The sequence below is a fragment of the Burkholderia sp. USMB20 genome, from assembly GCF_000949135.2.
GTDB lineage: Bacteria > Pseudomonadota > Gammaproteobacteria > Burkholderiales > Burkholderiaceae > Burkholderia.
The window spans coordinates 432552-446935 of sequence record NZ_JTAN02000001.1; the positions used below are offsets into that span (position 1 = coordinate 432552).

Annotated in this window: 9 protein-coding genes; all 9 read left to right on the forward strand. The window is 58.8% G+C overall.

Annotated elements, in window-relative coordinates; all coding sequences use genetic code 11:
- Positions 1-137: 137 nt before the first annotated feature.
- The 9 genes from PL79_RS02045 to PL79_RS02085 all read left to right on the forward strand — a co-directional run bounded on the left by PL79_RS02045 (position 138) and on the right by PL79_RS02085 (position 13557).
- Positions 138-1697, forward strand: coding sequence for a carboxylesterase/lipase family protein (locus PL79_RS02045; protein WP_044846501.1), 1560 nt, complete (start codon positions 138-140; stop codon positions 1695-1697).
- Between the two features lie 32 nt (positions 1698-1729).
- The gene (locus PL79_RS02050) at positions 1730-3175 is read left to right on the forward strand and encodes an APC family permease (RefSeq protein WP_044846500.1); all 1446 of its coding nucleotides are present in this window, start codon (positions 1730-1732) and stop codon (positions 3173-3175) included.
- 484 nt (positions 3176-3659) lie between these two features.
- Complete coding sequence (locus PL79_RS02055) at positions 3660-5042, forward strand: DUF1329 domain-containing protein (RefSeq protein WP_052664726.1); 1383 nt, start codon at positions 3660-3662, stop codon at positions 5040-5042.
- Between the two features lie 109 nt (positions 5043-5151).
- A complete protein-coding gene (locus PL79_RS02060; RefSeq protein ID WP_044846498.1) occupies positions 5152-6981 on the forward strand; it encodes a DUF1302 domain-containing protein in 1830 nt (609 codons plus the stop codon).
- A gap of 25 nt (positions 6982-7006) precedes the next feature.
- Positions 7007-9367 carry an efflux RND transporter permease subunit gene (locus PL79_RS02065; RefSeq protein ID WP_044846497.1) on the forward strand — a complete coding sequence of 787 codons (2361 nt, stop codon included), beginning with the start codon at positions 7007-7009 and terminating at the stop codon, positions 9365-9367.
- A gap of 15 nt (positions 9368-9382) precedes the next feature.
- Entirely contained in the window at positions 9383-10372 is a 990-nt protein-coding gene (locus PL79_RS02070; RefSeq protein WP_044846496.1) for a WD40/YVTN/BNR-like repeat-containing protein, read from the forward strand.
- Between the two features lie 4 nt (positions 10373-10376).
- Complete coding sequence (locus PL79_RS02075; protein ID WP_235879177.1) at positions 10377-11522, forward strand: GlxA family transcriptional regulator; 1146 nt, start codon at positions 10377-10379, stop codon at positions 11520-11522.
- Positions 11523-11572: 50 nt separating this feature from the next.
- Positions 11573-13309 (forward strand): AMP-binding protein, encoded by a 1737-nt coding sequence (locus PL79_RS02080; protein WP_044846512.1) that lies wholly within the window; start codon positions 11573-11575, stop codon positions 13307-13309.
- 5 nt (positions 13310-13314) lie between these two features.
- Positions 13315-13557: a hypothetical protein gene (locus PL79_RS02085; protein ID WP_044846495.1), complete on the forward strand. Its 243-nt coding sequence runs from the start codon at positions 13315-13317 to the stop codon at positions 13555-13557.
- Positions 13558-14384 lie beyond the last annotated feature (827 nt).

The window sequence follows — 14384 nt, forward strand, 5'->3', positions numbered from 1 at the left end:
GTGGGCCATACCGGCTGGACGGTGCATTATACAAATTTCCCTTGGAATTTTTTTTGGCTTTGCTACTGTACCGTCTGGACGGTTTAGTTTGATCAAGACAACCCGAGCATCCCTCTGCTCTCTGGTATTGATAGAAGATGAACGAGCACACGAGCTTTCTTGCGATCGATAATTGTCCCGAACGTAGCGATGAGGTGTTGGCGCTCCCCCAGGGAAAGATCAGAGGCAGCCGCACGCGCGGCTGCGTCCAGTTTCTTGGCATTCCTTATGGAAAACCGACGGGCGGTGACTTGCGATTCAGGCCGCCCGTGCCCTCGCCTGCATGGGATGGCGTTCTCGATTGCCGTGCCTATGGCGATGCGTGTCCTCAAGCCAATGACGACTTGCCGGCCTGGCAGTTCGATGGAGGCCATTCGACAGACTGCCTCAATCTCAATGTTTGGGCGCCCGCGTCGGCGGCGCCTGGCGATTGTCTGCCGGTGATGGTGTGGCTGCATGGCGGCGCCTATCTGTCCGGCTCCGCAAATTTGCCGCTGTACGACGGACGGACACTCGCCGAAGAGCAGCAGGTGATGGTCGTGTCGATCAACCATCGTCTCAACGCTTTCGGGTACCTATACTTGTGCGATCAGGACGCGAGTTATTCGAATGCCGCGAACGTGGGGCAGCAGGATATCGTGCTGGCCCTCGAATGGGTCGCAGCGAACATCGGCGCGTTCGGCGGCGACGCAGCCAACGTCACGCTTTTCGGCGAATCGGGCGGCGGCGGGAAGATCTGCGCGCTCACGATGATGCCGTCGGCCGACGGGCTGTTCCATAAGTCGATCATCCAGAGCGGCGCTTTTCTCACGACGCTGTCGCGGGAGCAGGCGAACGCCAGGGCCGACGCGTTCCTGTCGATGCTCGGCGCTGACACCCGATCGCTCGACGGGATCGAGGACGACCGGTTCCTCGCGGCTACGCGTCGACTGGTCGAGCGATACGGATATACCGCGTTTTGGCCGGTCGATGACGGCGTCGTTATCGATGCATCGAGAATTCGCGACGTATCGCTGCCGATGATGATCGGAACGACGCGGCACGAGGCGGCGTACTTCCTGGAACCGCGGTTACTCACGCACGGCCCGCTGGAGTTGGCCGGCTACCGGCATGCGCTGGAGAACGGGCTCAGGCCGTTCAGCCTCGGTCCGGATGATGCGAGGACAGCGGCGGCGGTTGCATCGCGGACCCATTCGATCCAGCCGAGCACAATCGGCCGGGACCTGACCGACGTGATGTTCTGGATGCCCGCGGTGGCGCTTGCGGAACGCAATAGCCGGCATGCGAATACGTTCATGTATCGGTTCGACTGGGAATTCCGGTGTTGTGGTGGCAGTTACTCAATCCACGGCGCTGAAATCCCTTTCGTATTCGGCACGCTCGATTACCCGCTACCCGCCTGGGATCGCGTCGACCTCCCGAGCGAGCGGTATTCGGACGACGCGACCGGCGCCCGGTTCGGACTGGCCCTGCGCGTGCAGCGCGCATGGGCAGATTTTGCGCGATACGGCGATCCGTCCGTGCGTGGTGGCTCGGTATGGCCGCGCTACACACCGGAGGAGCGTTCGACACGGATATTCAACCAAACATGCCGCATCGAAAAAGATCCGGATTCCGAGCGCCGGCGCGCGCTGTTCACCGGGCACTCGGGCTCGTGACGCATTTCATACCTCATCGACAAGGAATAGACATGGAGACGTCAGCGGCAGCACCTGCAGCCTCACCCTCGCGTCCTTTAAACTGGATCGCGATCGTGTTTTTCGTTCTCGCGACAAACGGACCGCTCACCAGTCTCATCGGATGTGTTCCGTATGGCGTCGCGTACGGTAACGGAATCGGTATCTCCGGTTCTTACTTGTGCGTCGGATTGATCTACCTGTTCTTCGCCGTCGGGTTCACGGCGATGAGCCGCCATGTGCGCAATGCGGGCGCACTGTACGCATACGTCGGGCAAGGCCTCGGCCGGCCGGCGGGCGTCGGCGCAGCGTTCATGGCGGTCGCGTCATATTTTGTGATCACGCTCGCATGCTACGCGCTGCTCGGGTTCTATATCAGCTATTTCATCAACACGCTCACCGGTTTGGCCGTGCCATGGTGGCTCAGTACGCTCGCCGCGGCAGCCGTCGTGCACGTGTTCGCGATCAACAATGTCCAGTTCAACGGCGCTGTGCTGTTCCTGTTGATGATCATCGAGATCGGGCTGATTGTCGTATTCAACGTCAAGGTCGCGGCGACTGGCGGTGGGATCGAGCATTTCAGTCTGGCACCGCTGCATCCCGAGAGCGTCTTCACCGGGAAATTCGGCACGTCGCTCGTCTTCGTCATCGTCGCATACATGGGATTCGAAACGACGGTGATCTACGCGAACGACGTCCGGAATCCGGGCCGGTCGATTCCGATCGCCACGTATGTCAGCGTCGCGGTGATCATGACGATCTACGTGGTGTCGACGGTGCAGATGTCCAATGCGTTCGGTTATGCCGAAGTCGTCGCCCTTGCGGTGAAGTCCCCCGCGGATCTGTGGTTCGCCGTGACAGAGCGGGTGCTCGGCAAGCAGATGGTGGCGGTCACCAACGCACTGCTGATCACCAGCATGCTCGCCGCGATCATCAGCTTTAACAACGCGACCGTACGTTACTGGTATTCGCTCGGCCGAGATGGCATCGCGTTCAAATGGCTTGGTCAGTTGAGCCAGAAAAAAGGATTGCCTATTCGAGCGGCGAATATGCAATCTGTAATCATGATCGCATTGGTCGTTCTGTTTGCCGTCTATCGCGTCGACCCGGTCATGGTGATCGCGCCGTATCTCAGCATTCCGTCCGCAATCGGCATCGTATGCGTGCAGGCATTGACAGCGCTCGCGGTGATCCGCTTCTTCGGCGCTCGCCGTGAGCGCGAAACACGGTTCGTCCGGTGGGCCGTTTTCCCGGCCATCAGCTTTGCCGGGTTTGGCTACTTCCTGTACGCGATGATCAGCAATGTATCGCTGATGGCCGGTACGTCCTCGACCGTCGTGTCGATTCTTCCGTGGACGACACCGGCGATCGCTGTCGCGGGTGTGATCTTCGCAGCATGGCTGAGGCACGCGCGACCGGCGGTTTATACCCAGTTGGGGCGATTCCTCAGCGACAGTTGATCAGACGAAATTATCCAGCAAGCAGGACGATGCTGGGTGGCCGATTCCCTATGACGAAAGCGCAAGAGGACTTTTTCCTCCATCGGGCGCCTTGCCGTTTGCAGGATCCTTGTTCACGCATCTGCCTGCTTCCCTAATGGCAGATATCAAAACGAAGTGCACCGTCCAGGCGGTCGTGTTGGTGCAAGAACCAAGTTGCAATTTCTTTTGTCGCGTGTACTGTACCGGCTGGACGGTATATATCGATGTGGGAGGTGTTGGACCCGAGTGACCGTTGCGCAGCGATCGTCGGTCTGGCTCAGGGACGGGATCGTGCAGTCGTCACCAATTGAAGATTCAGCTGGTCATTTCAATCACATGATGAGGAAACCTAAATAAATATGACGGAAGTGTTCAACGCGATGCGCATCGGTAACCGGATTCGGACAATGCGCCCGCCAACTTTCTTCCGCTAGTGGTTTCCTCTTCCTGAAGGAGTATTCAAATGAAAATTTGTCGAGCAGTTGTCACCCTTGCTGCATTGGGGCTGATGTCGAATGCAGCGTGGTCGGCATCGTCGCAGGATGCCGGCAGGTTAGGGCAGGACCTGACGCCCGTGGGTGCCGAAAAGTCCGGAAACAAAGACGGGACCATCCCGGCCTTTGGAGGTGAATCGAAACCGAAGGCCGGATGGACATACGGCAAGGTGCGAAACGATTACTGGAAGTATCGAGACGAGAAGCCGCTATTTGTCATCGACGCGTCGAATGTCGACAAGTACGCGGACAAGCTCACCCCCGGTCAGATTCAGATGCTCAAGCAGGTGAAGGGTTACACGATGCCGGTGTACCCGACCCATCGCGAATGCAGTCTGCCGTCGTTCGTTGAGGAAAATACCAAGCAAGGCGCGCTGAAATCGTCGATCGCCAAGGATGGCTGGTCTCTCGAGAATGCAACGCTGCCGGGCGTGCCATTCCCGATCCCTCAAAGCGGAATCGAGGTGATGTGGAACTGGCTTACCCACTACCAGGGCGTGGCTGCCGAATGGCCGGACGCGTACACAGTCGTATCGCCTCGGCCCGGTGCGAGCCAATCCATCGTCACGCGTTGGAGTCAGCTCGTCTACAACCCCTGGGCCGGGAAGGGGCAACACTCGCCCAAGGACGACGACGGGCTGCAGATCGGTGTCTACTATCTCTACAGCGAGCCAGCCGCGCTTGCGGGACAAGGCACGATGCAACGGTATTACTTCGGCAAGGATACCGACACTTACTATTACTTCACGGGCCAGCGCCGCGTGCGCCGTCTGCCGGCCTACTCGTACGACGCTCCGCTGATCGGCTTCGAAAACCAGTATCCGGCGGATATCTCCTTCGTCTTCTATGGCAACCCGGACCGTTTCAACTGGAAGCTCGTCGGCAAGAAGGAGGTCTACGTTCCATACAATGGTTTCGCGATCCAACGCCCCGATGCGAAACTCGAAGCGGCGATGGGTCCGTCCTTCGTCAACCCGAATATGCGCCGGTACGAATTGCATCGCGTGTGGGAAATCGAGGGAACGGTCAAGTCCGGGATGCGTCATTCGACGCCGAAGAAGATGCTCTACGTCGACGAAGACAGCTGGAATGTCGCCGTGGGCGATGACTATGACGCACAAGGCAAGATCTGGAAGGCGAAAGAGAACTACATCACGCCGGAATGGGAAATCGGCGCATGTGCGCCGGCCGCATCCGTCTATAACGACCTCATCAGCGGCCGCTACGTATTCGACGAGACTGTTGTCGGATCGGGCAAGGATATCAAGTTCTATCCGCCGGGAGCGATCGATCCGCGCTTGACGGACCGGTACTTCACGGGCGAAAACCTGGGCGCCATCAGCAGCCGCTGACCGCGCGAGACAAACGCCGGGCGTCGCGCAAGATCGGATGCGCGACGCCCGTCGAAAACAGACTATTCGATATATTGCGGAATCCTGATTTTATGCGGCGGGGTTAAAAATGAAATGCAAGGTGAGTGGAAAATTGTTGCCTGCAATGTGCGGCGTGCTGATTTCCGCACCAGTCTCGGCGTACACGTTCGATACGGGCATTGGCGATATGCAGGCTTCCTGGGTGTCTAACATCACCGGCGGCATTGCGATACGAACGAAAAATCCCAGTTGCTCGCTGACCGGCGATCCGACGATGTACGGGTGCACGGGAGCGAACGTCGCTCAATGGTCGAACGGGGACAACGGCGATCTCAATTACCACAAGGGCCAGCCTTACAGCGGGTATCTCAGCGCGACGAGCGAGTTGATGCTCACGATGCCGTCCGAGGGCTACAAATTTCTGATCCGCGGGACGGCCATGTACGATTTCGCGGCTTCCAGCACGGCTCGCACCGAATTGTCGCCCGGCGCCTACGATCAGGTGGTCAAGAATGCACAGCTGCTCGACCTCTGGGGGGAGAAGGACTTCAACGTCGCCGGACAGGCAGCACATGTGAGAGTCGGCAACCAGGTAATCAACTGGGGTGAAAGCTATTTCGCGTCGGGCGGTATCAACGCAACGAACTCGCTCGACATCCAGAAGCTTCTCATTCCCGGCACGCAGTTGAAGCAGGCATTGCTTCCGGCGCCGATGATCAGTTTTGCCAGTAGCCTGCCGTGGGGATTCTCCACGGAAGCCTATTGGCAGGTGCAATGGAACGGCAACCGCTACCCGCCCGTTGGCTCGTACTGGTCCACCTCGAACGTATTCGGCCGCGGTGCGCTGCCCGGCTCGCTCAACTCGAACAACTTCAACGTCGGCGGAATCGATGCCGGCACCATTGCCCAGATAACCGGGCCAACGAGCAGCAGCAACAACAATGGCCAGATCAACACGATCAGCCAGAATCTCCTGAACGGCGCATATACCGGCCTGCCGACGAATCCGATCGGCTTGCCTTACGACACCGTGCTGCCGGGCAATCACCGGCAATACGGCGTCAAGCTCGGTTACAAGCCGCCGGGCGCCGATATCAGCTTCGGGTTCTACTATCTGAACTACACCGACAAGTCGCCGGTGCTGTCCTATCTGGCGAACGGCGCGGCGCGTTGGTCGTATCTGCAGAATCGGCAATTGTTCGGTGCAAGCACGAACTTTCCGCTCGGCGATTGGGCGATCGGCGCGGAGCTCTCATACAGGCCTCATGACGCCGTCGCGATGTCGTTCTGCTATTTGCCCGGCGGCCCCACGGACGCGCAAACGAATGGAGCCGCAGGCGTCGATTGTCCCGGGTACAGGGACATGAAAAAATTTCAGCTCGACGTCAACGCGCAGCTGAACTTGACGAAGACGACATACCCGATTCTGAAGTACCTCGGCGCGGACATGGCTGTGTTTACCGCGGAAGTGACGGCGATTGATTACCCGGGCCTGAATCCGAATACGAATTACTTCAGAACCGCCAACGGACAAAGCGTCTATCAGGTTGCCGATGCGGGTTACGGCACCTGGCTTCAGAACGGTCAAAACGGCTATCCGATCGCTGCGGGGCAAGGGACGGCCCGTTCGGTCGGCCTGACGCTCGATTTCAACTGGACCTATGACGGCACGTTGATTCCGGGCTGGCAAGTGACGCCGGGCGTGACTTTTTCCGACGCCATTTCGGGTTACACCCCGACGTTTTCCGCCAACTACGAGCAGGGCGCGAAGTCGGTCAATCTCTATTTGCTCTTCAATCAGAACCCGCAGGTCTGGCAGGCTGGCATCAATTACACGATGTATTTCGGTGGTAATGCACTGTCGCAACCGTATGGCGATCGCAACTTCGTCGGCCTGTTCGTAACGCGCAATTTCTAACCATGGACGAGACAGGAGTGAGGACGTGATAGTCAACAGCATCCGATATCTCGAGGAGAGGCTCTTCTCGCAGCGGTTCCTCGTACTGGGTATCTTCGCCGCTTTTACTGCGGTCATGGCTTTCTTCGCGATGCAACTGCGGATGGACGCAGGCTTCGAAAAGCAGATTCCGATCGGCCATGAGTACGTGCAGACCTTCAACAAATATCGTGCAGACCTGTTCGGCGCGAATCGTCTCACCGTCGTCGTAAAGGCGAAGCACGGCACGATCTGGACCAAGGAGGGTCTTTCCCGGCTTGCCGCCGTGACGCAAGCAGTTGCGTATCTTCCCAACGTCGATCGGCTAGGCGTTCAATCGCTTTGGACGCCGAATAGTTTTGTCAACGAGATCACCGAGGACGGATTCCGGTCTCAGCCGATTATCCCGGGCACCGTCACGCCAGATGGATTGACACCCGAGATCATCAACCAGATCCAGCGATCGACGGTGGAGGGAAACTTTATCGGCTCGCTCGTTTCGCGCGACGAGACGGCCGCCATGATTACGGCCGAGATCGGCGAAGTCGGTGCGGACGGCAGGAAGATCGATTACATCGAGTACAACCACTTGCTGGAAACGAAGTTGAGAAAGCCGTATGAAGACGCAAACTACGATGTCGAGATCATCGGTTTCGCCAAGCAGATCGGCGATATCGCCGACGGCGCGAAGGCGGTGCTGCTGTTCTGCGCGATCGCACTGCTGCTGACCGCGCTTGCGGTCTACTGGTATTGCCATTCGATTCGCTTCACGCTGCTGCCGATCGCGTGCTCGCTCACGTCGCTCGTTTGGCAGTTCGGCACCTTGCGCTTGCTCGGCTTCGGTCTCGATCCGCTTGGCGTGCTCGTTCCGTTTCTGGTATTTGCGATCGGCGTATCGCACGGCATCCAGCAGATCAACTTCATTACGCGAGAGCTCGCTCACGGCAAATCGTCGCTGCAAGCGGCGCGCCACAGTTTCACGGGACTTCTCATTCCCGGCACGCTCGCGCTCGTGACCGCGCTCGTGTCGTTCGTGACGCTCCTGACGATTCCGATCCCGATGATCCGCGAACTTGCGATCACCGCATCGCTCGGGGTGGCCTACAAGATCCTGACGAATCTCGTCATGCTGCCGCTTGCCGCGTCATGCTTCCAGTTCACGAAGGAGTATGCCGACAAGGCGATGAAAAAGCGTGAGCAGCGTTCGACATGGCTGCGCAGACTGGCGCGCGTGGCAGAGCCGCGCAATGCCTGGCTTGTGGTCGCTATTGTTGTGGCCGTGTTTTCCACGGCGGTATGGCAGAGCCGCGATCGCGTCGTCGGCACGCTGCAGCCCGGTGCGCCGGAGCTTCGCCCCGATGAGCGGTTCAACCGTGACGCGGTTGCAATCGCGAGCAGCTTCGACGTCGGACTCGATTGGTTGTCGGTCGTCGTCGAGGCGCCCCCCAATTCCTGCGAGAACCCCGCTGTCGGAACGTTCGACGACAAAATGACTTACGCGCTCAAGGACGTGCCGGGAATCGTGTCGATCAGCGCATATCCCGACATGCTGCGAACCTATAACGAGGGCTACAACGAGGGCAACCCGAAGATGAACGTCGTGCCCATCGATTCAGGCAACTACGCGGGGTTGAGCACCGAAATCGGTCGGGTTCGCGGCTATCTGAACAAGGATTGCAGCATGACGGCCATTCACATGTATCTGGCCGATCACAAGGCGACGACGATCAACGGTGTGATCGAGGCGGTCAAGCGCTTCCGCGACACTCACCAGACTCCGGGCATTCACGTACGGCTCGCTGCAGGCAACGCCGGCCTGCTGGCGGCGATCAACGACGAAGTCGCGAAGAGCGAGTTGCCGATGATGCTCTATGTCTATGCGGCCATCGTTCTGCTCGTGTTCGTTGTCTATCGCGATTTGCGCGCGGTGCTTGCCTGCTGTCTGCCACTCACCGTCGGCACCTTCATCGGCTACTGGTTCATGAAGGCGTTCGACATCGGACTGACCGTTGCGACGCTGCCTGTCATGGTTCTGGCGGTTGGCATTGGCGTTGATTACGCGTTCTATATCTACAACCGGCTGCAAGGTCATCTCGCCGCCGGCGAGCCCATCGTGAAGGCGCTCGAACATTCGATCCTCGAAGTAGGCATGGCGACGATCTTCACGGCGATCACGCTCGCGATCGGCGTTGCGACATGGAGCTTCTCGGCGCTCAAGTTTCAGGCCGACATGGGCAAGCTGCTGGCATTCATGTTCATCGTGAATCTGGTGATGGCAATGACTGCGCTACCCGCGCTGGCGGTGGTGCTCGAGCGGATCTTCCCGCGTCGCCGTCCTGTTCGCTCCCCCGGCGTGCTGAACCATTGACGAGAGGATTTGATTATGAAGTGGATCGTTCGACGCAAATTGTGCATTTCCGCGCTGATCGCGGCCGCCGCGCTGCCGCTTGCTTGTCAGGCGGGGACGCAGTCGGATATCAAGCCGCAATTGCAACTCCACGCGGCAGAGAAGACGAGCGCGGCGACGGAGGCGCAACTGCTCGGCGCCGCGCACGCGGGAAAGCGTCTCGTCGTGGTGGGTGATCACGGCGTCGTTCTGCTGTCGGATGACGACGGCAAGCGCTATCGACAGGCATCGTCGGTGCCGGTCGACTCGACATTGACATCGGTATTTTTCACGGACGAGCGCAATGGCTGGGCGGTCGGACACTGGGGCGTGATCATTCGCACCAAGGATGGCGGGGAGACATGGACGCTGCAACGCAACGACATCACAGTCGACCAGCCTCTGTTCTCCGTTTATTTTGCGAATGCACGTGAAGGATGGGCGGTCGGCTTGTGGTCACTGATGCTGCATACGATCGATGGTGGCGCAACGTGGAACACGGTGACGCTTCCACCGCCACCAGGATCGAAAAAGGCGGATCGGAATCTCTACGCGATCTTTGCGGACGGCAAAGGGGTGCTCCATGTGGCCTGCGAGCAGGGCCGCGTGATGCGTTCGACCGACGGCGGGGAGAACTGGACCTACGCGGAGACGGGTTACGTCGGCTCGTTTTGGACCGGCGTTGCGCTGGAGGACGGTACGTTACTCGTCGGTGGAATTCGCGGTGCGATATATCGAAGTACGGACGGCGGCGTGAATTGGGCCGCATCGAAGACTCCCTTTCGCAGTTCGGTCACGGATATCGTTCAACTGCCCGACAAGCGCGTAGTGGGCGCGTCGCTCGACGGGATCATGCTGGCGAGCGCGGACGGGGGTTTTAGCTTTACAGGCAAGCAGCGCGCGGATCGAGTGGCGCTGACCACGGTCATCGGCTCGCCGAGCGGGACTCCGCTTTATTTTTCGACGAGCGGCGTCGAAAAGCCTTGACCCGATGTCTTCGACCGAGCGGTTGGCCCAGCATCGTTATCGAATCGATATGAGCTCAATGAACATAAACCCGCCGCGCGCGGAGCCTTCGTCGCGTCGCGTCGGCTTACTGGTGACGCCGCAGTTCTCTCATCTCGGGCTTGGCATATTGATCGAACTGATGTCGCTCGCTAACCGGCTGGACGGACGCGCCCTGTATGAGTGGGTCGTGCTTTCCATTGACGGGGGGATAGTGCGGGCTGCGAACGGCATGTCGACGCCGTCTCAGCCGGTCGGTTGCGAAAGAGATGCGTTTTCGACGATTTTCGTCTTCGCGAACCTCGATGCGATGAGCGACGAGGACGATCTCGCCATACGAACCTGGTTGCGGAACGAACGTGCGTCAGGCGTGCAGATAGGCGGAATTGAAGGCGGAGCAGACATACTTGCGTCGGCGGGACTGCTTGACGGCCGTTCGTCGGCCATCCATTGGAACAGAATCGAGCGTTTCCGTAGCGCCTACCCGGAGGTGAGGGCGACGACGCAAATTTTTACGATCGAGCTCGATACGATCACCTGTGCAGGCGAGGGCGCGATCGCCGACATGATGCTTGAATGGATCGGCTTGCATCACGGTTCCGAACTGACCGACGCAATCGGAGGGCATTGGTTGCATGCGCGGCTGCGTGATGGCAGCGAACGCCAGATCATGAACGCACATGCCGTCGCGCGGCCGATGAACGGCCTCGTCTGCGAGGCGATACGTCTGATGCGCGAATCAATGACGACGCCGATGTCGTGCCGCGCGATTGCGCAGGCGCTCAGAATGTCGACGCGGCAACTCGAGCGGCTATTCATGCAGCATGTGGCGACTACGCCAATGAAGTACTACATGACGTTGCGGATCGAGTTCGCACACAAACTGCTGATGGACACCGACCTCAATGTGTCGAAAGTTGCCGTCGCGACGGGCTTCCACACTACCGAACATTTCGGCCGCGTGTACAAGGCGATGTTCGGTTGTCCGCCGAGCCGCGCTCGCCTGGATACCGACGGTGCACCTGCGATACGTCAGTGGGGCGCGTCTTGTTCCCGCTCGCTCGGAGACGCGTCGTCGCGTATCGGCATCACGATCGGTGAGGCAAACACCATGGCTACGTCAAATAAATAGTGGACTGGATGTGCCGGCTGGCGAATGAACTTGGTACCTTGGAGACGAGAATGAAAACACAGTCAGAAGCGAACTTGCCCGGGCGCGCTGCGATCATGCCCCGCGACGGGCTGTCTTATGTGCGGGGCGACACCATGCCTCCTTTGAGCGAGTTGACCGTGTCCGCGTTGCTCGCGGATACGGTCAATCGACATGGTCACCGCCCCGCGGTAGCGTTCCGAGAGCACGGCATCCGCTGGAGTTGGCTGGACCTTGCCGACGCGGTGGACGCCATGGCAGCCGGCCTGCATGCGCTCGGCCTGCGTCGCGGCGACCGCGTCGGCATGTGGTCGCCAAATCGCCCCGAGTGGCTGGTGACCCAGTTCGCAACGGCCCGTTTGGGTCTGATCATGGTCAACGTCAACCCGGCCTATCGGTTAGCCGAACTCGAGTACGCACTGAACAAGGTGCAATGCAAGGCGATCATTGCTCCGGAATCGTTCAAGACGTCACGATACTTGGAGATGCTGCGGACGCTGGCTCCCGAACTGGCGGACTGTGAACCCGGCGCGCTGCTGGCCGCCAGGTTACCCGCGCTGCGCTGCGTGATCCGTCTCGATAACGTATCCGCGCCCGGCATGCTGACCTATAAGGCCTTGCTGTCGCTTGGCACAGACGTGCCGGTCTCCGAACTGGACGCAATCACGGCACAGCTCGACTGCCATGATCCCATCAACATCCAGTTCACCAGCGGCACGACAGGCGCGCCCAAGGGGGCTACGCTGACACACCGCAACATCGTGAACAACGCACGCCACGTAGCGGCAGCGATGCGGTTCACCGAGCAGGATACGCTGTGCATTCCCGTGCCGCTTTACCACTGCTTTGGTATGGTGATGTCTGTACTGGCTTGCGTATCTACCGGCGCCCGCATGGTGTTCCCGGGTGAAGCGTTCGAACCCGTTGCCACGATGTCGGCAGTGAGCGACGAACGTTGCACTGCTCTGCACGGCGTGCCGACAATGTTCATCGCCCAGCTTGATCACCCGGACTTCGCCAGCTACGATTTTTCCAGCCTGAGAACGGGCATCATGGCAGGCGCGCCTTGTCCCATCGAGGTCATGAAACGTGTATCGACCGACATGAATATGACGGAGGTCACTATCGCCTACGGTATGACCGAGACCAGTCCGGTCTCGTTCCAGAGTGAAACAACGACCCCTTTGGAGAAGCGGGTTTCCACCGTAGGCCGGATACAGCCGCATCTGGAATGCAAAGTGGTCGACATCGACGGCCGGATTGTGCCGGTGGGCGCGACCGGCGAGCTTTGGACGCGTGGCTATTCGGTGATGCTTGGATACTGGGACGACGAAATCCGAACGCGAGATTCGATCAGCGATGGCTGGATGAAAACCGGCGACCTGGCAACGATCGACGCAGAGGGCTATTGCAACATCGTCGGGCGTATCAAGGACATGCTTATCCGCGGCGGGGAGAACATCTATCCGCGAGAGATTGAGGAATTTCTCTTTAGCCATCCGAAGGTACAGGCAGTGCAGGTGGTTGGCGTACCCGACCCGAAGTACGACGAAGAGGTCTGTGCGTGGATTGTGCTTAAGCCGGGCCAGAGCGCGACGGAGGATGAGATTCGCGCTTTTTGCCGTGACCGAATCGCTTATTTCAAGGTGCCGCGCTACATTCGATTCGTGACGGAAATGCCGATGACGGTCACGGGTAAGGTACAGAAGTTCGCCATTCGCGAAAGCATGATTCGGGAACTCAATCTGGTGGAGAATAAGACGGCCTGATCGCAGTGATCGTGTCCGTGTCGGCGAACCGGCCGGCGCCCGCCGCAGCCGTGCGGATGCTGGCGGTGACTGAGTCCGATCTGATCGACGACGGCGAGCGCAACACCCGACTCAAGCTTATGAAGCCGAAACTTCTCAAGCCGCGTCACGTATTACGACACATCGCGGCTCAGGACGGCTGGTTCAGTGTTCATCGAGGCACGCCTGACGGACTGGGAATGAAGTATGTGTTACTCGACACCAACTAGGAGTTCGAAAAGCGGTTTGGCTATGTGCGGGATGCGCTGACCAGCATGACTTTGTTTCATCTGCGGGGAATTGCAACTGCCCGAGCACTGCTCATCCTGCCCTACGAAGTGCCGCAAGTCTTTGATTTTATGTGAGTTGTATGGCGCTCTTTCTTCGGAGATCAACTTTTCTGCGGATTTTGTAGGAAAAGGCCACCTTTTCTGCCGCTCGTGGAGCGAAACATTTGCAGAAAAGGTGGTCAAGTCTTTGATTTATAGGGGCCCGAGAGGCCACCTATTTTGCGAACCTACAGAAAAACGGTGGCCCTTTTTTGCAGTACTTGAACAAAACTATTAATTTCCAAATCCAATAGCTACTGCTCGAGGTTGACGGGAAGTTCCGCCTAAATGGCGCCCAGCGTCTCGAGACGGGAGATCGTTGCTGTGGCATTGCGGATTGGCAACGGGCATTGCGATACCAGAAGAGCGTGCTCTGTACGTCGCCGGAAATATCGGTTGCTGCCCGCATGATCCGAGGCGCGTCTCCAAGGAACTTCTGTACGCTCTCGGAGCCTGCCAAACGGCTCATCATGTTACGGTGTACATGGGCCAGCCCCGCGAGCGTTTGCATATGGATGTGGATGTGCAAAGCGAGAGCGAATCGCTTCGCCGAGATGATCGGAGCGATGCTCGTCGGTCCTCGCAATGACGCCATGAATTAGGCGAAATCGCTGGAACTGCCGGTGATATCGGATTCCACGACTGCTTTTTATTGCACGCTATATGCACATTTATAGCATCAGCATTCACTTCGGCCCGTCTAGCCAAGACGAACACAGCGATGGAAG